Source organism: uncultured Tissierella sp., assembly GCF_902479755.1.
Taxonomy (GTDB): Bacteria; Bacillota; Clostridia; order Tissierellales; family Tissierellaceae; genus Tissierella; species Tissierella carlieri.
Genome location: NZ_CABSQO010000002.1, coordinates 98,335 through 118,399 on the forward strand (window position 1 = coordinate 98,335; position 20,065 = coordinate 118,399).

Sequence of the window (20,065 nt, forward strand, 5' to 3'; positions counted from 1 at the left end):
ATGGAAAGATATATAAAATTTGAACCTTCAAAACAGCCACTATATGATGAATATAATAAGGATTATATGTATTTATTTAATGAAGACAGACTTATGGTAGAAGTTAAGGATGGAGAGTATACTATACCTAATAGAGAAGGCTTAGAGAGATTTAAACCACATATAAACTATCTACAGTGTTTAGGTGCTTATAATGGAATAAATTGTTACTGTGGCGAAATAGAAGAACTTACAGCAGATAATTATAAGTTTATAGATTTGAGGGCATACTCGAAAAATATAAGTCACGACGATTTTTTAATATCAGCCAAAGCACTACTTTTACTAGATTATGTGAGGACTAATCAAAGATGTGGAATTTGTGGTTCTAAGATGATTATGAAAGTTAGTGGAAATGATAGAGCTATGATCTGCACAAACTGTGATCATATGGTATGGCCTAAAACGGCACCTGCAATAATCGTAGCAATTACCAAAGAAGATAAACTACTATTAGCACATAATAAAATGTTTCCAGAGGGAATGTATAGCATATTAGCAGGGTTTGTTGAGATGGGAGAGACATTCGAGGATTGTGTAAAGAGAGAAGTATTCGAAGAAACGGGAATAAAAGTGCATAATATAAAATACTTTGGTTCACAACCTTGGCCATTTCCAAATTCAATGATGATAGGATTTACAGCAGAATATCTTGAAGGTGAGATAAAGGTAGATAATGATGAAATAGTTGATGCAAAATGGTTTTCAAAAGAGGAAATGCCAGGAAAATATAGGAAATCTATTAGCATTAGCACAGAGTTAATAGAGTGGTTTTTGAATAGGTAAGCTAGAAGTAGACAGAGTACATTTCTTCTGTCCTTTTGATGATTTTGTTGATTTCTTATTGAAAAACTAGATAAGCTATGGTATCATTTAATTAATTAAAATAATATAAAAGGATGGAAATTGCAATAATGAGAATATAATTCACTTAATTTAAAGGAACAATTTGAGCTTAGAAAAATAATACCTATTTGATAGGTTTGTTTTTGGTGTAAAGATGTTCTGAAGTGGATTATTAATCGTTTATTATTTATTTAAATTAACCATGCTATTTGGTTGGTTTATTCCTTTTTGTAATAATAAAAGATATTTAGTCCCTTCAGATTTTAGGAGGGATTTTTTTATGTTGATTTTAGATATTAATAATTTAAAAAAATATTATGGATATAGGCTTATATTAGATATTAAAGATTTAAAAGTATATTCAGGTGATAAAATAGGTTTAGTTGGGCTAAACGGATCTGGAAAAACCACATTACTAAACTTAATTTCAAAAGAAATCAATCCTGAGGAAGGAACAATTAGGACCACCATGGAACCATTCTATATTAAACAGCTAGAAGACAGCCCTAATAAAGAAGTAGATAAGGAGTATATGAGTAAATTTGGGCTAAAAGATAAAAATGAGCAATTTATGAGTGGTGGAGAATTGACTAGATTAAAAATTGCTAAGTTCTTGACTGATGATAGAAAATTTCTTCTTGCAGATGAGCCAACTTCCAATCTTGATTTTGAAGGAATAAATTTATTAATAGAAAAATTATCTAAATTTGATGGAAGTATGATTATCACTTCTCATGATAGAGATTTACTAGATAAAGTATGCAATAAGATAATAGAAATCGAGGATGGAAAAATTAAAATATATGAGGGCAATTATTCTGACTATAAAGCTCAAAAAGAACTAGAGAAAAAGACTCAAGAACTAGAGTATGAGAAATATATTAGAGAAAAGGAGAGATTGCAGAAGGCTCTAATTGATACAAAACAGAATTTGGAGAAAATTAGAACGACACCTAAAAGAATGGGAAACTCAGAAGCAAGACTCCATAAGATGGGGGGGCAGGTAAATAGGAAAAAACAAGATAATAAAGTTAAAGCAATAGCTAAAAGAATAGAAAAATTAGAAGTAAAAGATAAAGTGAAAGAACTAGAAAAAATAAATCTAGATATTAGAGGTAAAGAGATTTTTTCAAAAATAGTAATTGAAGGTAAGGATATTACCAAGGCTTTTGGAAAGAGAATATTATTCAAGAACTCAGATTTTCAAATATATAATAAATCCAAGGTAGGATTAATTGGTGATAATGGTACTGGAAAGACTACATTATTGAAAATGATACTAGAGAATGCACCTAATATTAATATCTCTAAGAAAGCCAATATAGGCTATTTTAGTCAAAATTTAAATATTCTAGATGAAAATAAAAGTATAATAGAAAATCTTCTTGAATTAAGTTGTCTAGAGCAAGAGGCAAGAGATATTTTAGCAAGATTTCTATTTAAGAGGGACGATGTATACAAAAAGGTTAGTGTGTTAAGTGGTGGAGAAAAAGTAAAAGTATCTTTGGCAAAAATACTATTGAATAATTTTAATATATTAATATTAGATGAGCCAACTAATTATTTGGATATATATTCAATTGAAGCGGTAGAAGAAGCTTTAATAAATTATGATGGTACATTATTATTTGTATCACATGATAGGAGATTAATTGAAAAAGTAGCAGATACAATAATGGTAATTGAGAATAATAAAATCAATACATTTCAAGGAACTTTCAATGAATATAATAATAAAGCTTTAGTTAATGATTCTAATGACAAAGATTTGCTCTATAGGAGGGCAATATTAGAAAATAAACTAAGTGAGGTAATAGGACTTCTTTCTATTTCCAAAAATGATGAAGAGAAGGAGAAGCTTGATTTAGAGTATCAAAAAATATTGAAGGAATTAAACGAAATTAAATAAAAGGAGACAGAGAAAAATATAGACAATCTATTAGCATTAGTATAGAACTAGTAGAGTAGTTTATAAATAGGTAAAGACGGAATAAAATATTTCCGGTTTTTACCTATTTATTATTAATTAGGACCTTGTATTAGGTAGGATAGTATATAATATAGTCAACAATATTTAATAATATAAAAATACAGGGGGGATATTGGTGAATAGAAATTTTGTTGTTTCATTAATTTTATTGTTTATCTTAATTGTCATTATTGCAACTGGATGTAATCAAGCAAAAACTTGTATAGCTAGAGATATAAGCTTAATGGAAACAATAACTGAATCGAAAAATTCTATTAATGTTTCTGTTGATCCAAGAATAGAGCTTTTGTCTATTGTTCAAATTTTAAGTAATTATCCAGAAAAATTTCCAACGCTAATTACTAAAGAGAAATTTGATTACAAAGATAAAGTAATGGATTATTTTGGTGAGTTTAAAGAACATAAGGCAATAAAGACTTTAGAAGGAATGATGCCAGATTTTAGCTATGATGTACCTCCAGGACTGATGCTTTTTATGGATAAAAACTTTAATGTTAGAGAAGATGTTGAATTGACAGAATATATAATTGAGAGGGCTGATGGAAAAAATAATATAAATGAATTATTTGAATCTCTTAAAGAGTTTTGTATAGATACCAATTTTATTGATTTCTTCAATGATAATAGTAATTATTATAATAGAATAATTAATAGCACTCTTGAATTAATTCCTTCTGATTCTAATATTATCGAAGATTTAGAAGAATACTATGGAATGAAGCAGAAAAGTTATAATGTTGTATTAGTGTCTCTGTATGGAAATGGAGCATTTGGACCTAACATTGACACTAAAGAAGATGATACAGAAATATATAGTGTTTTAGGTTGTATCGGGATTGATATGATGGACCTACCAATGTTTGGTGGTTGGAGTTTCTTTACTGGATTACAGCAACATGAATTTAGCCATTCATTTATCAATCCTATAACAGACAAAAATCATAATTTGGCTTATTCTTACGAAGAATTATTCATACCGATAAAAGGCAAAATGAGAAGTATGGCATATACTAATTGGAGCACTTGTCTAAATGAACATATAATTCGTGCACTAACGTCAAGATTTGCCTATCATGAAGATAATCTTGATGGAATTAGAGCTCTTGAAATGGAAAAAGAAACTGGTTTTATTTATGTTGAAGCCCTATTTAATAAACTAGAAGAATATGAAAATAATAGAGATAAATATTCTACAATAGAAGATTTTTATCCAGAGCTTCTAAAATCATTAGATGAATTTATGGATAAAAACTAAAAATTTAAAACCTACGAAAGTGAGTTTTTTATACGGAATAAGTTGTGTATTTAGTTTTAATTTCACCTCTTTATGTTATAATATTAATATTAACTAAGAGCGAATCTAAAACACCAAGGAGATGTAATAGGATATGAAATATGTAACTAGTGATATACACGGCAGATTAGATAGGTTAAAGAAACTTATTGAAACTATAGAGCTTCGAGAAAATGATATACTCTATATAATTGGAGATTTAGTAGATAGAGGGGAAAAGCCTATTGAAACTATCGAATTTGTCATGAATCATCCACAGATAGAAGTAATTATGGGAAACCATGATGAGATGATGCTCTATGCATTAAAGTATAAAGATGAGAAACAAATAGAAAGATGGGGGAGAAATGGATGTGAGCCTACTATAGAAGGCTTTTCCAAAAGAACTTTGGAGGAACAAGAAAATATATTATCTTATATAGAAGGGTTACCATATTTTAAGATAATAGATAACAAATATTTACTTATTCATGCTGGATTTGAACCTTCAAGATTATTTGAACATATGATAGACAAGCCTTTAAAAGATGCTTTGAGTGAACAAAAAGATAGACTTGTTTGGGTAAGAGATGACTTTATAAAGAATAAAGCCTTAGATAATCTAATAACAGTATTTGGGCATTCTCCTAGAATATATATAGATAAGTTATTTGAAAGAGAGTCGAAGTTACCTTATGAAATTTGGATTGATAATGTTTATAATGATAAAATAGGTATCGATACGGGCAATTGCTATGAAGGTGGTAGAATGGCCTGCCTGAGGTTAGATGATCATGAGGTATTTTATATTGAATAGTAGCATACTCTATTTATATTGAAAAAACAAGAGTGCTGTTTAAGCACTCTTGTTTTAATCATTTATAACAAACTGTATCGTTTTATCATTCTCATAACTATATCCGATAGCAGAATCTACCTCTATATCAGGAGGAGTTTGTACTTCCTCATTTATAGTTCCGTCTCCATTTAAAGCTAATAGACTACTAAACCTTATTACTATACCACTATTAGGTAAAGAGAAGAACAATGGATCAATTCCAATCCCATCTCCACCAGTAGTTGTACCTACTAGAGTTGCAAGACCACTATCCTTACAGAAAGCAGCAAAACTTTCTGAAGAAGAATATACACCTTTATCTACCAATAAATATATTTTTCCATCAAAATCTATAGGGTTTTTTGGTTGTATAGTTCTGTTGGATATGTGATAATAATCAAAATCCATCTTTATTTCTTGAGGGAAATTTTCTAAGATATTTTTATCTAATTTTGATATTGGAGATTGTTTCATCCCTCTTGCTTTATAGAAAGGTTTTCCATAGTTACCCCTTGTGAAGATATAATTACCTACAGATATTTTTTCCTTGGTTAAAGGTTCTATAACATTTTTCATCCAATATAGATCATCGCCACCACTATTACCTCTAATGTCTATTATTAACTTATTATAATCTTTGACTTCTTCATAAAACTTTCTTATTTCTTTTCCGTCTTCTTCAACTCTTTCACCGTTCATTTGACTAATCTTCAAATAAGCTGCCTCATCAGGTATAATAATGTCTGAATGAAAAGCAGGGGCATTAGAGCCAAAAAATCCTTGGCTTTTTATATTTTCAAATTCATCTTCGTTAAATCCATACCATTTTAGAACAGTTTTGTCTTTAAAGACTTTAGACCAAGGTTTGTTAGATTTTTTATATTTAGGATTTGTGTATACAGTATAATACCATTTAAAGCTTTCTTTATCTATCACATGGGTATGACCATTGTTTAAATCTTTTACTATAGCAGATATATTATTCATAAAGATTGTATCATTATTGGAGTTTTCAACTAATTTTATATACTTTTCTTTTTGTTCTAGCCAATTAATACCATTAACTCTTTCATTAACCTTTAAAAAAGGATAATTCTCTGAAATGATTTTATACAGATATTCAAAATCTTCTAATCTATCTTCCATAGATAATGGTGTAGAAGTATCTGTAGTATTTGCTTCTTTTGCACATCCAATTAGGCTACTAAATATTAGTGTAATTAACAAAGAATATACTAAAAACCTTTTGCTAATAAACTTCAAAATTATCTCTCCCTTTTGAATCTATATATTTTATTCAGGGGAAGCTCATATGCAGATGAGTCCCCTTTATATGAATTTTCTTGTATTTCTATCTTTATCTGAATTCAACATCTCCAGATGAAGTACTAATATCAATAGATTTTTCCCCTGAACCTATTGTAGCTCTAAATCTGCCTTTTTCATTTTCTTCTATATTCATATCTACAGATGAACTGAAATCGCCAGAAGAAGCTGATCCTTTTATATTATAACTGGCATCATCACTAAGGTTGATGGAAACATCGCCAGAACTAGTAGAGATTTTCATATTTCCACTTACTTTCTCATTACCTAAAGAAATATCTCCAGAACTGGAAGTTACACTGATTTCACCTATAAATTTATCTAATTCGATATCACCGGAAGAAGTAGATAATTTTAATGATTTTCCTTCTAAATTTTCTAATTCCAAATCACCAGAACTAGAGGAGATATTTATATCTTTTCCAATTAAATTCTTCATATAGATATCTCCAGAAGAAGTAGAAGTATTAAAATCATCTTTGAATGATTTAGGTACAAATACTTCTAGAACAACATCAGATTCTACAACTGAATAACTATTGACGTTTGATTCAAGTTTAATATTTAGCTTATTAGATATTTTTTCAACTTTTAAACTAGGTACTACATTAGTCCTCATTCTGCCATAATAACGAACACGAACATCGTCTCTATCCTCTGAAGTAACTTTAACATCTATAAAGGGAGAAGAGACAACTATATTATTTATTCCGTCTATTTCAGCTAATTTCTCTTCATCAATTGTTTCCCATTTTACATCTTTAGAATTCATTCCAAACCAACCCCAATTCCAATTGTTGTCAATATTAACTCTGGATTTACCATTTTCATTAAATTTTATCCCGTCCCATCCAATTCTGACTTCATCTCCGCCATCATCTACCTTTATTCCATTCCATCCTATAGATACATGTTCATTTCCATCCCTAATTTCGATTCCATCTGTACCTATCTTTACTATCCCATCCCTAGATCTAATATTTAATAAATTGCCAGACTTGGAACTTACAAAGCTATAATTATCATTATATCTTAGGGACAAAAAACCTACTCCAAGAGCAATTAAAGCAACAGCTACTAAAATCGGAACAAATTTTCTCATATTCATTTTTCAAACCTCCTATTTATTAATTGTTTCTACATTCCATTTAATATATTTCATTACAAGTTTATAAAATCCTTTTGTTAGATATACTGACAGTATTATTCCCAATGCGCCTAATGCAAGTAACCCTATACCGAATGATATAGAAGTAAGTATGTGAGGTGATGGTATTGGAGTAAAAATAGTAATTGGAAATCCAAATAAAATTACAATTCCACCGATTACACAACTAACAGAAACGCCATATAATCCAATTAATAAGGCTACTAGAGACATAAAAGGAGCAATTACTACCACTAGGTTAAATCCTATTAACAATAATGTGACCAACAGTTTTCTTGTAGTATCATTGGAGGAATCTGTATTATAACTATTTCTATTATAGTTGGGTCTATACATTGTTCTATAATTACTAGCTACTTCTCTAGGATCTCCTAATTCATTAGATATTTCTTCTTCTGATTTGCCTTTGGAAATACCTATATCAAAATGTTCATTATAGTCTGATAGAATATCTTCTAACTCATCTGTAGGTAAACCTTGTAAAGATATTCTTAATCTATCTAAATATTCTTTTTTACTCATGATAACTCACCCCTTAATATGCTATTTACTCCATCAATAAAACTCTGCCATTCTATTTCTAATTCCTCATAAACTTCCTCGCCTCTATCAGTCAATTTATAGTATTTTCTCGGAGGACCCTCTTGAGATTCCTCTAGATAAGTAGTTACATATCCTTCGGCTCTAAACTTTCTAAGTAAGGGATAGATAGTTCCCTCAGAAATATTTATATATTGTGAGATATGTTCAACCAACTCATAACCATAAAAGTCTTTTCTATCTAGCAAGGAAAGAACACAAAGCTCTAAGACACCTTTTTTAAATTGAATATTCATAAGCTTCTCTCCCTATTATTATATATTGACTATAGTATATCATATGCTACCTTTTAATACAAGGTACTAAAATAAAAAAATAATGATTAAATAGGCGATAAATATAAAGGATGAAAAAGACAGGAGAAACATCTCCTGCCAGCTAAAAACTTAATTCTTCTCTATGAACGCTTACGCTTAATATTATTCCTATACAAATCATATTAGATAATTGGAATGTACCACCATGACTGATAAATGGCAATGGGATTCCTGTTATAGGCATGAGACCCATAGTCATTCCAATATTTTCCCATATATGGAAGAGAAACATGGCTGTAAATCCTACTATCATTAAAGAACCGAACAAATCTTTAGATTTTCTAGCTATTAAAATAAATCTACTAAGTAATATAAAATATAGAAAAATAAGCCCAAGTCCTCCCATAAGCCCAAGTTCTTCTCCTATGACAGAAAATATAAAGTCTGTTTGTTTTTCAGGTATATAGTTAAATTGGGTCTGTGCGCCTTGAAATAAGCCTCTGCCAAAGATTTTGCCAGAACCAATAGCAATTTTGCCCTGATGGGCTTGGAGTCCCGAATCAGCTAAATCTCTCTCAGGGTCTAAGAAATTCAAAATACGATTTTTTTGATAATCACCAAGCTTAAACCATAGTAGAGGAAGGCTAAATAGTCCAATTAAAAATGTATAGCCAATATATTTCCACTTGATTCCAGCAATAAATAACATTACAGCTATGAAAAAGATAAAAACCATAGCCGTACCGGCATCAGGCTGAAGAAGTATAAGAACAACTGGAGCAAAAGCGAAGGCCAATATTTTTAGCAAAGTGAAAGGATCATTTATATTTTCTTTATGATTATCTATAAATTTAGCTAAGGAAATAATTAAACCGATTTTTACAAATTCAGCAGGCTGAAAGGTTATAGGACCTACAGTAAGCCATGAGCGAGAACCCCAATCTTTATCACCTGTACCAAATACAAGAACGGCTATAAGTAAAATATTACATACTGCATAAATAGGTATATAAAGTTTCCCTAGAAACTCATAATCTAATAAGACTAATATAATAATGGCAACCAGTCCAATGATAGTAGCTATTCCTTGAGTCTTTACATATGACATAGTTTCTTTGCTTAGAGTTGCACTCTTTATCATAAGTAGACCATAGCCGCAAAGTAATAAAGTGGTTAAAAATAATATATAGTCAAATTTTTTATAAGCTTTCTTTTTAAAGTTGAACATTATACTACTTCCTTTCATCAGATAAGTTACCAGTAAAAACCAAAAATTCTCTATTTTCGCCTTAAATTCAATTATAACATATTTTATTCTTTTGAAATAGTTAAAAATAGGTGACAATATGGTATTATAATATATAAGAAAGGATGATTAGAATGTTAAATATTGGTTGTCATTTGTCTATTTCTAAAGGATTTTATAATGCAGCACTAGATGCAGTATCTATAGGGGCTAATACATTTCAATTTTTCACAAGAAATCCTAGAGGTGGCAAGGCAAAAGAAATTGATATGGAAGATATAAATAAACTTAAAGAGTTAATGATAGAGCATAAATTTGTACCACTTTTTGCTCATGGAGCTTACACTATGAATCTTGCTTCAGATAAGGAAGAAACTAGGGAATTTGCAAATATGATATTAAGGGATGATTTGGAAAGACTTAAGCTAATTCCAAATACCTATTATGTATTTCATCCAGGATCTCATGTAGGACAAGGGAGTGAAAAAGGTATAGAATTTATAGTAAACGCTCTCAATGAAGCAATAGATGAAGATAATGAGACAATAGTATTATTAGAAGGCATGTCAGGTAAAGGTACAGAAATAGGAAGAAATATGGAAGAGCTTAAATCTATAATAGATGGTGTGAAAAATAATAAAAATATTGGAATCTGCATAGATAGCTGCCATTTATATTCAGCTGGTTATGATATAGTCAATAACTTAGATGGGGTATTGGAAGAGATAGACAAAATAATTGGTATAGATAGATTAAAAGCAGTCCATCTTAATGATAGTAAGGTAGAGTTTGGATCTAATAAGGATAGACATGAAGTCATAGGAGAAGGCACTATTGGACTAGATGCAATAATAAATATAATCAATCACCCATTGTTAAGAAATTTGCCTTTTAATCTAGAGACACCAAATGAATTAGATGGCTATAAGAAGGAAATTGAAATGCTTAGAAGGGAATATAGATGAATTCATTAAATCAATATATAATTGATAAATCTAAGGAGTTAAATATAGATATCTGTGGTTTTACAGATTCATTACCATTAGATAAATTACAGGATTATCTTATCTATAGGGAAAAAATCAATATAAAAACTGAATTTGAGGAAAATGATATAGATAAAAGAATTGATCCTAAACTTACTATGCCTAATTGTAGATCTATTATAGTTGTAGGGCTTTCTTATAATGTAGATTATACTGAAAAGCCAGATTGTCTATTAAAAGGAAAATTATCAAAATCTACTTATGGTATAGATTATCATAAAGTATTGAAACAAAAAATAGAGGAACTTATTCAAGAGATAAAAAAAGTTGTAGAATTTGAATATAAATATTTTGTAGACACTGGTCCCTTAATAGACCGAGAATTGGCAAAAAAAGCTGGCGTTGGATATTATGGGAAAAATTCTTCCATTATAAATGATGAATATGGATCATTTGTGTTTTTAGGTTATATATTAACTAATTTAGATCTAGAATTCAGCAAAGAAGCATCAAACAAATGCGGAGACTGTGATTTATGTCTAAGAGCATGCCCCACTGGTGCATTGGAAGGTCCTTATAAATTTAATCCTAAGAAATGTATATCATATCTAACTCAAACAAAGAATGATATACCTGTTTCCCTTCGGGAAAAAATGGGAATAAAAATATATGGATGTGATACCTGCCAATTAGTTTGTCCTAAAAATAAAGATATAAAAAAATCTAACCATAAAGAATTTATACCAGAGATAACTAGGGGGTATATGGATATAGAGGAACTGTTATCAATTTCTAATAGAGAGTTTAATAAAAAATATGGGGATATGGCTGGCAGTTGGAGAGGAAAGAACATACTAAAGAGAAATGCAATAATTGCCTTAGGTAATATGAAAAAAGAGGAAAATATACATCTTCTTATACCAATGCTAAAAGATTCTAACCCTATGATAAGAGAGTATGCAGAATGGGCAATAGTTAATATTTTTTTTAACAATTGTATCCACTAAATAATAAATATATGTTATAATAGAATTGTGTTACATATTAGAAAATTTAGGGAGGTCTTACTGTGTCTAATGTTCACGAGTTAAGTTTTTTAAAAGAAAAAATTGAGGAATTAAAAAAAGATGGTGTTTATAGGACGTTGCCTGTATTAGGAACTCCAAGCCAAGCAGAGGTAATATTAAATGGAAAAAATGTTATAAATTTATCTTCAAATAACTATCTTGGATTTGCAAATCATCCTAGATTAAAAAGAGCTGCTATTGAAGCTGTTGAAAAATATGGTGCAGGCTCAGGTGCAGTTAGAACTATTATAGGAAATATGGACATTCATGAGAACTTAGAAGCCCTTATAGCTAAATTTAAAGGAGACGAGGCAGCATTCTTATATCAATCAGCTTTTAATTGTAATGCAGGTACTATTCAAGCAATAACAGAAGCAGGAGATATAATAATATCTGATGAATTAAATCATGCTTCAATAATAGATGGCTGTAGATTATCAAAGGCTTCAAAGGGTGTTTATAAGCACTCAGATATGGATAGCCTAGAAGCAGTATTAAAAGATGCTAGAGATAAATATAAGAATATCTTAATCATTACTGACGGTGTATTTAGTATGGATGGAGATATAGCAAAGCTTCCTGAAATAGTTGAACTAGCAGAAAAATACGAAGCTATGACCTATGTAGATGACTCACATGGTTCAGGAGTATTAGGTAGAAGCGGAAGGGGTACTATTGACCATTTTGGATTACATGGTAGAGTAGATTTTGGAATGGGATGTCTTTCTAAGGCCATAGGTGTAATGGGAGGATATGTAGCTGGCTCCAAGACTGTATATGAATGGTTAAGTCATAGGGCAAGACCAGTATTATTCAGTACATCTTTACCACCAGCAGCTGTTGGAGCAATTACTGAGGCAATAACTATGCTGATGGAATCAACAGAATACACTGATAAGCTATGGGAGAATGCTAAATATTGGAAATCAAAGATTGGCAGTCTTGGATTTGACACAGGACATAGTGAAACTCCAATTACTCCAGTAATTATTGGAGATGAAGCAAAGACTATGGAATTCAGTAGAAAGCTACTTGAAAACGGAGTTTTCGTATCAGGTATTGTATTCCCAACAGTTCCAAGAGGAACAGGAAGAGTTAGATGTATGGTAACTGCAGAACATACAAAGGAACAGCTAGATAGAGCAGCAGCTGTATTTGAAAAAGTAGGAAAAGAAATGAATATATTAAAATAATTTAAAGGGAGAGATATTCTCCCTTTTTCTTTTATAATCCAATTTAACTTAACTAGAACTTGCTATTATCCCAATGAGTTTTAAGCGGATTGCCGGAATCTTTGATTTCGTGTAAATCACTTATGCAGTGGTCAAAAAGGCCTCTTTAATATAATAGATTTTTTATAGAAGATTTTTTTACATAGAATAAGATAAAGGGTAAAATATATACTATAGAGGTGATACTAGTGATAATAGGAGCTTGTAGAGTTAAACTGCTAATATATGAATCAAATTCTCTGAAGGATAAAAGACATACTATAAAAAGCATAATAGGAAGGATACAATCAAGATTCAATGTTTCAATAGCAGAGCTAGATTTAAATGATAGTTGGAGATCATCTATAATTGGATTTGCTTGTGTGACAAATAATACAAATCTTGCTAACCAGATTTTGTCAAATGTGATAAAATTTATAGATGAGGATGGTAGAGTGGAAATATTAGAATATCAAATAGAAATATTGTAGGTGAGAAAATGAAAAAGATCTTATCAAAAAAAGAAATAAAAATAGTATTAGAAAAACTTATGGAAAGATTTCCAGATGCAAAGGCAGAATTAGACTTTACAAATTCATTTGAGCTCTTGATAGCAACAATCTTATCAGCACAATGTACAGATGTTCAAGTGAATAAGACTACATCAACTTTATTTAAAGAGCTTAAAACACCAGAAGACTATATAAAATTATCTGAAGAAGAACTGGGAGCAAGAATTAGATCCTGTGGATTTTATAAGACTAAGAGTAAGAATATCTTAGAGACATGCAAGCTTCTTATAGAAAATCATAATAGTCAAGTTCCAGATACTATGGAAAAGTTGACTGCTTTACCAGGTGTAGGTAGAAAAACTGCCAATGTAGTCTTGTCTAATGCCTTTGATACTCCAGCAATTGCTGTAGATACTCATGTTTTTAGGGTAGCCAATAGAATAGGATTGGCTAATAGTGCCAATGTCCTAGATACAGAAAGAGATTTAATGGATAATATAGAAAGAGAGATGTGGTCAAAGGCTCATCATTTATTAATTTTTCATGGAAGAAGAATTTGTAAGGCTAGAAAACCCTTATGTGATATATGCCCAATAACTGATTATTGTTTTTATTATAAAAAAGAAGTTAAACAATAGGAAGAAGGTGGTATTGTGAGAGACGAATTAATATTTTCTCTAGATATTGGAACTAGAACTATTATAGGCATAGTAGGAGAATATACTGAAGACGAAAGATTTAAAGTGTTAGCTTATTCCATAAGGGAACATAAGAAAAGAAACATGTATGATGGTCAAATTCATGATATTGATGGAGTAGTAAAGCTAGTTAAAGAAATAGTATTAGAATTAGAAGAAAAGACAGGTGAAAGATTAAAGGTTGTATCCATAGCTGCTGCTGGTCGGGCTCTTAAGACTCATAAAATTAGGATAGAAAAACATATTGATGGCTTAAAAGAGATAACTAAATTTGATGTGGAGGCCCTAGAATTAGAGGCAATACAAAGGGCACAGGATGAAATAAATGAAGTAGAAATAAATAAGCACTTTAAATATTATAGTATAGGATATACTGTATCAGATTATTATTTAGATGAAGATAGAATTGAAAAGTTAGAAGGTCATAAGGGAGAGAGAATAGGCGTAGAACTTTTAACCACATTCCTGCCTCAAATAGTTATAGAAAGCTTATATTCTGTAATCTCCAGGGTGGGGTTAGAAGTAGGTAGTATTACCCTTGAGCCGATTGCCGCAATTAATGTAGCTATAAAGAAAGAGTTAAGACTTCTTAATTTAGCATTGATAGATATTGGTGCAGGGACATCAGATATTGCTATTACCAAAGATGGGCAAATTGTTTCCTATGCTATGACTTCCACTGCAGGAGATGAAATAACTGAAAGACTAGCAAAGGCATATTTACTTGATTTTAATAGTAGTGAAAAGTTAAAAGTAAATCTAAGCAAAAAAGAAGAACATGAATTTGTAGATGTAGTAGGCATACAATATAAATTAACTACTACTGAAATAGTAAATACCATAATAGATATAATTGAAAAGATTGCAGCAGAAGTATCAGAAAGAATACTTGAATTTAATGGAAAATCACCAAATGCAGTATTTTTAATTGGTGGAAGTAGTCAAATGCCTATGTTAAAAGAAAGCATTGCGGAAAAGCTTGGATTACCAAAGGAAAGAGTTGCAATAAGAGATGCATCTATCATTGAAAATATAGAAGGGCTAGAAGAGGTTAATGGGCCAGATATGATAACACCTATAGGAATTGCAATAGAAGGCGCCCAAGATAAATATAAAAATTTTATAAAAGTAAATTTCAATGGTGAAGAAATTCGCATATTTAATACTGAAGATATAAAGGTATCAGATGTTTTAATACTGACAGGATATAATCCTAGAGATTTGCTGCCAAAGAAATCCAATGATTTTATATATTATCTAAATGGAAAGAAGAGAATAATAAAAGGTAAAGAAGGGACTCAACCACAGATAATAGTAGACAAGGAACTTGCTAATTTAAAAACTAAACTTTATGATAAAGCTAATATAGAGATAATCTCTAGTGTAGTAGAACCTTTAATTATTCCATATCTTTATGATATAGTGCAAATGGACAAGTCGGTATATTTTGAAGGAAAAGAAATAAACCTTGTTAAAACTATCAAGATAAATGATGAAATAATAAACCATAATATTATTCTTAGTCCAGAAGTATATATTGAGATTGAGGAAATAAAGACATTGGAAGAGTTAATACTAGAATATAAAAAAGACATATCTATAGATGAATTCTTGGTAAATGGAGCTAAGGTATTTCATACTTATCAATTGAAAAAGGGAGATGTTATTAAAAGAATAGTTGATATTAAAGAAGATAATAATATAAGAGATAATGAAAAAAAGATTAAATTAGTAATAAATAATGAGGAAATGGAAATATACTATAAAAAGGATAAGTTTGTTTTTGTAGATATTTTTGACTATATAGATTTTGATTTATCTTCCTTAAGGGGAAAATTAATTCTGAAAGTAAATAATAGAGATGCAGAATACTTAGAAGAATTAAAGGACGGAGATAATATAAAAGTCTATTGGGAATAAAATATTAATACTCTGGGCTGGAGGATTTAAATGAAAAAAGGTATATTGATTTTATTATTTGTTACTGTAATAGTATTAGCTATAGTTCTAGGATCTGGAACCTATATTTACAAGAATATCCTAAATATAGATACCATCTATAAAGGTATAAGGATAGATGGATATGATGTAAGTAATAAAACAATGAAACAAGCCTTAGAGTATATAAAAGAGAAAAAAGAAGCAGAAATCCAGAAGAAGTCTATGAATTTAATATATAATGAAAACATATATAAGATTAGATTAAGACAATTAGGATTTTCATATAAATATGATGAAGCAGTTAATATAGCATTTCAGCTAGGCAGGGAAGGAAATTTCATTAAAAGGTTGAGGGATATAGCTAAAATTAAATCTGGGGTAGAAATATCACTTGAATCCTTTTATGAAAGTACTAAGTTAGAAGAGGTAGCAAAAAACATTTCCCAAGAAATAAATAAGGAAGCTGTAGATGCAGTTCTTAATTTCAATAATGGTAAAATCACTGTAACAGATGAAACCTTAGGGAAGAGAGTATTAACAGATAAATTAATTGCAAGAATAGATGAAAATATCTATGAATTAAAAGACATAGAAATTCCCGTAGAAGATATACAACCACGAGTTAAAAAAAGCCTACTATCTAGAATAAATGGAGTAATAGGAGAATTCTCCACTTCTTTTAAGGGGAGTAGCAGTGGAAGAATACAAAATATTAAATTATCATCTAAAGCAATTAGTAATAAATTAATTTTACCAGGAGAAGAATTTTCATATAATAATACAACTGGACCTAGGTCTGCCCAATCTGGTTATAAAGAAGCGAATGTGATAATAGGAGGAGAATTAACGCCAGGTCTTGGAGGAGGAGTTTGCCAGACATCAACTACGATGTATAATTCCTTATTACTTGCAGATCTTACTATACTTGAACGTCACCCCCATTCTATACCAGCAAGTTATGTTCCTTATGGCCAAGATGCTGCAGTGTCATATGGTTATTTGGATTTGAAATTCAGGAATGATTTTGATTTTCCAATATATACTTATGCAAAAGTAGTAGGAGACAGAGTTAATATATATATATATGGAGATACAAAGACAAAAAATTATAATGTAAAGATAACTCCAGAGATTATTGAAACTATTCCTCCTAAAACTGAAAAAATATATGATGCAAAATTATCACCAGGTACTACAATAGATATACAAAAAGGCAGAACAGGATATAAAGTTAAGACTTATAAATCTATAATAAAAAATGGGAAAGTAGTATCTAGAACACAGATTACTGTAGATCATTATAGGAAAAAAGATTATATATATAAAGTTGGGCCTGCCTTACCAGCTAGTACTATAATAGAGGAAGAAAAAGATATAATAGAAAGGTGAGTTGCAAATTGACAGAACAAAGTGAACTATTTGACAAAAAGGTAGAGTGCCCAATCTGTAAAAAAGAATTTTCGACTAAAAAAGTAAAGACATCTAGACTAAGGCTTTTAAAAAGAGATGAGGATTTTTTAAATCATTATAGTGCTGAAAATCCCATAAAATATAGTATATTCGTATGTCCTAACTGTGGATATGCTGCATCCGAAAATAAATTCAATGATATAAAAAAAGATCAAATTGGAATAATTATAGATAACATATCATCAAGGTGGAATAAAAGAGACTTTGGTGGAATAAGAGATTTAGACGAGGCAATAGAATCCTATAAATTAGCATTACTTGCTGGAACATTACTTAAAGCTAAAAATTTGGAACAAGGGAATATTTGCTTAAGTTTAGGTTGGCTATATCGTCTAAAGGAAGAAAAAAATGAAGAAGTTAGATTTTTAAAATTAGCTAGAGACCAGTTTATAGAAGCATATAATACAGAGTCCTTGTCAGGTACAAATATGGATGATAGTAAGCTATCTTATTTAATAGGAGAATTATCAAGAAGGTTAAGCGAAAAAGAAGAAGCTTTATCTTGGTTTAATACATGTTTAAACCTTGCTTCCACAAGGATGAATCCTGCATTAAACGATATGGCTAGAGAACAATGGAGATTAGTAAAGGAGATGTAGTGGACAAGTCAGTTATAAATAGAACAGGAAATACAATAAAAGTTACTTTTAGAGAATATAAAAGTAACTTTTATATTTATATGTTATAATAGGAGTAATCACTTTATATCATTCAAAATGGAAAGTGATATTAGGAAATACAATAAATATCGATATTAAAGAATTTTTTAGCAAGAATAAACAACAAGAAATAAGGAGAGGTAAATATGAGCCCTAAATATTACTCATTTGAATCACCCATAGGTAAATTAACAGTATATTTTACTGAAAAAGGAATAATAGCTCTTTCCTTTCAAGAAGAGGACAACCTTAAATATATAGAAAGATACTATGATACTCCTATTAAAGTAGAGGAAAAAGACTATAATTATCATGAGGAAATAATTAAATACCTAGAGGGAGAATTAAAGGAATTTACTATGCCAATTTCCTTTAAGGGAACTCCTTTCCAAGAAAGCGTGTGGAAGGAATTATTAAATATACCCTATGGAGAGACAAGAACATATAAGGAACTTGCTGAAAAAATCGGGTGTCCTAAAGGACCGAGGGCAGTTGGCGGAGCATTAAATAAAAATCCAATAGCTATTATAGTTCCGTGTCACAGGGTCATAGGTTCCAATGGAAATTTAGTAGGCTTTGCTAGTGGAGTTGAACTAAAAGATAAACTATTGAAATTAGAAATGAATAACACCATATAAGTAAATTGAATATCCTGATATAAAAGCAGAAAGGAGAATAAACATGGACTATCCTATTGTTTTTATACCAGGACTTTTTGGTTCTATGGGTGATGATATAATAAAGGGGACTGGGGATTTTTCTTTTGGATTGGCAGAAAGGGTTTATAGACCATTTATTGAAATATTAAACTCTATGGGTTATGAAGAAGGAGAAAACTTATTTATTTGCTATTATAATTGGAAAATCCCTGTATTGGAGGCAGTAGATAGGTATCTAGTTCCTAATATAGAAAAATTAAAATTGAAGACAGGTGCGAGAAAAGTAATACTCATCGGCCATAGTTTAGGGGGACTGTTAGGGAGGGCATATATTAATTATTTTAATCCTTCCTATATTGATAAGCTAATTATGTTAGGAACTCCGAATTTAGGAAGTGTAGATGCGTATTGCTTCTGGAGTGGAGGAAAGCTTCCCTATCCGAAAATAGAGGATAATATTCTTTACAATGGACTAAAGCTTGGCTTTATACTTTATTATTATTTGTTTGAAAAAATACATTATATAGAGGCTTTAAGAAACATATTTCCTGTTGCTAAGGATTTATTGCCAAGTTATAGATATGGAAATTATTTATTTTGGAAAGATAAAGGAGTAAAAAAAGAAATTTCCGTAGAAAATATGTCTATAAATAATTCATTTTTAAATACATTGGAAAAGGAATCTATAAATGAAGATAAATTATTTATTATAAGTGGAAAAGGGATTTATACAAATAAAGAATTTATAGTAGAACTAAAGGGAAAAGAAAAAATCAAATGGGCAGATGGAAAGCCCATAGAGGCATTTAAAACAAATTATGGAGATGGTACTGTAACTACAGCTAGCACATTAGGATATTTGGGCGGAAATAATATAATATTAGAAGGAAATCATACAGAAATTTTATATAAGTCAAAGGATTATCTATCATCAATTCTAAGCAAACCTATAACTAGGGAATTTAAAGACAGAGAAGTAGAAAAGGTATATATTATTTTAGCCGATAACTGTAACAAGATAAATATTAGGACTTCAATATCCAATGAGATATCCAGTGAGTATATGAAGATTAACGATAATAGAGTTCAAGCAATAAATCTATCATACAATAGATACTTAGTAATGGTTGCAGGTAATAATAATTTAGATATTAAATTAGATATAAGTCCTACTGAGGTAAAAAAGCCAAAGGTATTTATGGCAATTATCGATAAAGACGGATTTATATTTGAGGATAACCCCTTGAAATATAAATTTTAATTTGATATTATTATTTTA

19 protein-coding genes are annotated in these 20,065 nt (G+C 30.0%); 14 read left to right on the forward strand and 5 right to left on the reverse strand.

The window, feature by feature from the left end; genetic code table 11:
* The 4 genes from nudC to RDK80_RS02140 all read left to right on the forward strand — a co-directional run bounded on the left by nudC (position 1) and on the right by RDK80_RS02140 (position 4,965).
* Positions 1-825 carry an NAD(+) diphosphatase gene (nudC, locus tag RDK80_RS02125; protein WP_308523352.1) on the forward strand — a complete coding sequence of 275 codons (825 nt, stop codon included), beginning with the start codon at positions 1-3 and terminating at the stop codon, positions 823-825.
* Positions 826-1,165: 340 nt separating this feature from the next.
* Positions 1,166-2,794, forward strand: coding sequence for a ribosomal protection-like ABC-F family protein (gene abc-f / locus RDK80_RS02130; protein ID WP_308523353.1), 1,629 nt, complete (start codon positions 1,166-1,168; stop codon positions 2,792-2,794).
* Between the two features lie 196 nt (positions 2,795-2,990).
* Positions 2,991-4,130, forward strand: coding sequence for a DUF4932 domain-containing protein (locus tag RDK80_RS02135; protein WP_094900443.1), 1,140 nt, complete (start codon positions 2,991-2,993; stop codon positions 4,128-4,130).
* A gap of 133 nt (positions 4,131-4,263) precedes the next feature.
* Positions 4,264-4,965 (forward strand): fructose-bisphosphatase class III, encoded by a 702-nt coding sequence (locus RDK80_RS02140; protein ID WP_308523354.1) that lies wholly within the window; start codon positions 4,264-4,266, stop codon positions 4,963-4,965.
* A 54-nt stretch (positions 4,966-5,019) separates the two neighbouring features.
* Here RDK80_RS02140 and RDK80_RS02145 read toward each other — a convergent pair whose 3' ends face one another.
* The 5 genes from RDK80_RS02145 to rodA form a co-directional block, all read right to left on the reverse strand.
* Positions 5,020-6,249, reverse strand: coding sequence for a S41 family peptidase (locus RDK80_RS02145; protein WP_308523355.1), 1,230 nt, complete (start codon positions 6,247-6,249; stop codon positions 5,020-5,022).
* A gap of 94 nt (positions 6,250-6,343) precedes the next feature.
* Positions 6,344-7,420, reverse strand: a complete 1,077-nt coding sequence (locus tag RDK80_RS02150) for a DUF4097 family beta strand repeat-containing protein (protein ID WP_308523356.1) — start codon at positions 7,418-7,420, stop codon at positions 6,344-6,346.
* Positions 7,421-7,432: 12 nt separating this feature from the next.
* Positions 7,433-8,002, reverse strand: coding sequence for a DUF1700 domain-containing protein (locus tag RDK80_RS02155; RefSeq protein WP_094900447.1), 570 nt, complete (start codon positions 8,000-8,002; stop codon positions 7,433-7,435).
* On the reverse strand, positions 7,999-8,316 hold the full coding sequence (locus RDK80_RS02160; protein WP_094900448.1) for a PadR family transcriptional regulator: 318 nt from the start codon (positions 8,314-8,316) through the stop codon (positions 7,999-8,001). Before RDK80_RS02160 ends, RDK80_RS02155 begins: the two co-directional genes overlap by 4 nt.
* 142 nt (positions 8,317-8,458) lie before the next feature.
* Positions 8,459-9,565, reverse strand: coding sequence for a rod shape-determining protein RodA (rodA, locus tag RDK80_RS02165; protein ID WP_094900449.1), 1,107 nt, complete (start codon positions 9,563-9,565; stop codon positions 8,459-8,461).
* A gap of 152 nt (positions 9,566-9,717) precedes the next feature.
* On the opposite strand from rodA, the gene RDK80_RS02170 reads away from it, so the two are divergent.
* The 10 genes from RDK80_RS02170 (at position 9,718) to RDK80_RS02215 (ending at position 20,047) form a co-directional block, all read left to right on the forward strand.
* Complete coding sequence (locus RDK80_RS02170; protein ID WP_094900450.1) at positions 9,718-10,548, forward strand: deoxyribonuclease IV; 831 nt, start codon at positions 9,718-9,720, stop codon at positions 10,546-10,548.
* Positions 10,545-11,576 (forward strand): tRNA epoxyqueuosine(34) reductase QueG, encoded by a 1,032-nt coding sequence (gene queG / locus RDK80_RS02175; RefSeq protein ID WP_308523357.1) that lies wholly within the window; start codon positions 10,545-10,547, stop codon positions 11,574-11,576. Before RDK80_RS02170 ends, queG begins: the two co-directional genes overlap by 4 nt.
* Positions 11,577-11,638: 62 nt before the next feature.
* On the forward strand, positions 11,639-12,829 hold the full coding sequence (locus RDK80_RS02180; RefSeq protein WP_216559301.1) for a glycine C-acetyltransferase: 1,191 nt from the start codon (positions 11,639-11,641) through the stop codon (positions 12,827-12,829).
* Between the two features lie 227 nt (positions 12,830-13,056).
* Positions 13,057-13,338, forward strand: coding sequence for a DUF503 domain-containing protein (locus RDK80_RS02185; protein WP_308523358.1), 282 nt, complete (start codon positions 13,057-13,059; stop codon positions 13,336-13,338).
* 8 nt (positions 13,339-13,346) lie between these two features.
* Positions 13,347-13,997 (forward strand): endonuclease III, encoded by a 651-nt coding sequence (gene nth / locus RDK80_RS02190; RefSeq protein WP_308523359.1) that lies wholly within the window; start codon positions 13,347-13,349, stop codon positions 13,995-13,997.
* A gap of 15 nt (positions 13,998-14,012) precedes the next feature.
* Positions 14,013-15,977, forward strand: coding sequence for a cell division FtsA domain-containing protein (locus RDK80_RS02195; RefSeq protein ID WP_308523360.1), 1,965 nt, complete (start codon positions 14,013-14,015; stop codon positions 15,975-15,977).
* A gap of 30 nt (positions 15,978-16,007) precedes the next feature.
* Entirely contained in the window at positions 16,008-17,387 is a 1,380-nt protein-coding gene (locus RDK80_RS02200; protein ID WP_308523361.1) for a VanW family protein, read from the forward strand.
* Between the two features lie 8 nt (positions 17,388-17,395).
* Positions 17,396-18,067 carry a DUF2225 domain-containing protein gene (locus RDK80_RS02205; RefSeq protein WP_308523362.1) on the forward strand — a complete coding sequence of 224 codons (672 nt, stop codon included), beginning with the start codon at positions 17,396-17,398 and terminating at the stop codon, positions 18,065-18,067.
* Between the two features lie 206 nt (positions 18,068-18,273).
* Positions 18,274-18,765 (forward strand): methylated-DNA--[protein]-cysteine S-methyltransferase, encoded by a 492-nt coding sequence (locus tag RDK80_RS02210; RefSeq protein ID WP_308523363.1) that lies wholly within the window; start codon positions 18,274-18,276, stop codon positions 18,763-18,765.
* Between the two features lie 43 nt (positions 18,766-18,808).
* Positions 18,809-20,047 carry a triacylglycerol lipase gene (locus RDK80_RS02215; protein WP_216559277.1) on the forward strand — a complete coding sequence of 413 codons (1,239 nt, stop codon included), beginning with the start codon at positions 18,809-18,811 and terminating at the stop codon, positions 20,045-20,047.
* Positions 20,048-20,065: the final 18 nt, after the last annotated feature.

Coding starts and splice junctions, on each gene's coding strand:
- RDK80_RS02215 (WP_216559277.1), top strand. CDS start 18,809: ATGGACTATCCTATTGTTTTTATACCAGGACTTTTTGGTTCTATGGGT.
- RDK80_RS02170 (WP_094900450.1), top strand. CDS start 9,718: ATGTTAAATATTGGTTGTCATTTGTCTATTTCTAAAGGATTTTATAAT.
- RDK80_RS02200 (WP_308523361.1), top strand. CDS start 16,008: ATGAAAAAAGGTATATTGATTTTATTATTTGTTACTGTAATAGTATTA.
- abc-f (WP_308523353.1), top strand. CDS start 1,166: ATGTTGATTTTAGATATTAATAATTTAAAAAAATATTATGGATATAGG.
- nudC (WP_308523352.1), top strand. CDS start 1: ATGGAAAGATATATAAAATTTGAACCTTCAAAACAGCCACTATATGAT.
- RDK80_RS02155 (WP_094900447.1), bottom strand. CDS start 8,002: ATGAGTAAAAAAGAATATTTAGATAGATTAAGAATATCTTTACAAGGT.
- RDK80_RS02210 (WP_308523363.1), top strand. CDS start 18,274: ATGAGCCCTAAATATTACTCATTTGAATCACCCATAGGTAAATTAACA.
- rodA (WP_094900449.1), bottom strand. CDS start 9,565: ATGTTCAACTTTAAAAAGAAAGCTTATAAAAAATTTGACTATATATTA.
- RDK80_RS02140 (WP_308523354.1), top strand. CDS start 4,264: ATGAAATATGTAACTAGTGATATACACGGCAGATTAGATAGGTTAAAG.
- RDK80_RS02160 (WP_094900448.1), bottom strand. CDS start 8,316: ATGAATATTCAATTTAAAAAAGGTGTCTTAGAGCTTTGTGTTCTTTCC.
- nth (WP_308523359.1), top strand. CDS start 13,347: ATGAAAAAGATCTTATCAAAAAAAGAAATAAAAATAGTATTAGAAAAA.
- queG (WP_308523357.1), top strand. CDS start 10,545: ATGAATTCATTAAATCAATATATAATTGATAAATCTAAGGAGTTAAAT.
- RDK80_RS02150 (WP_308523356.1), bottom strand. CDS start 7,420: ATGAATATGAGAAAATTTGTTCCGATTTTAGTAGCTGTTGCTTTAATT.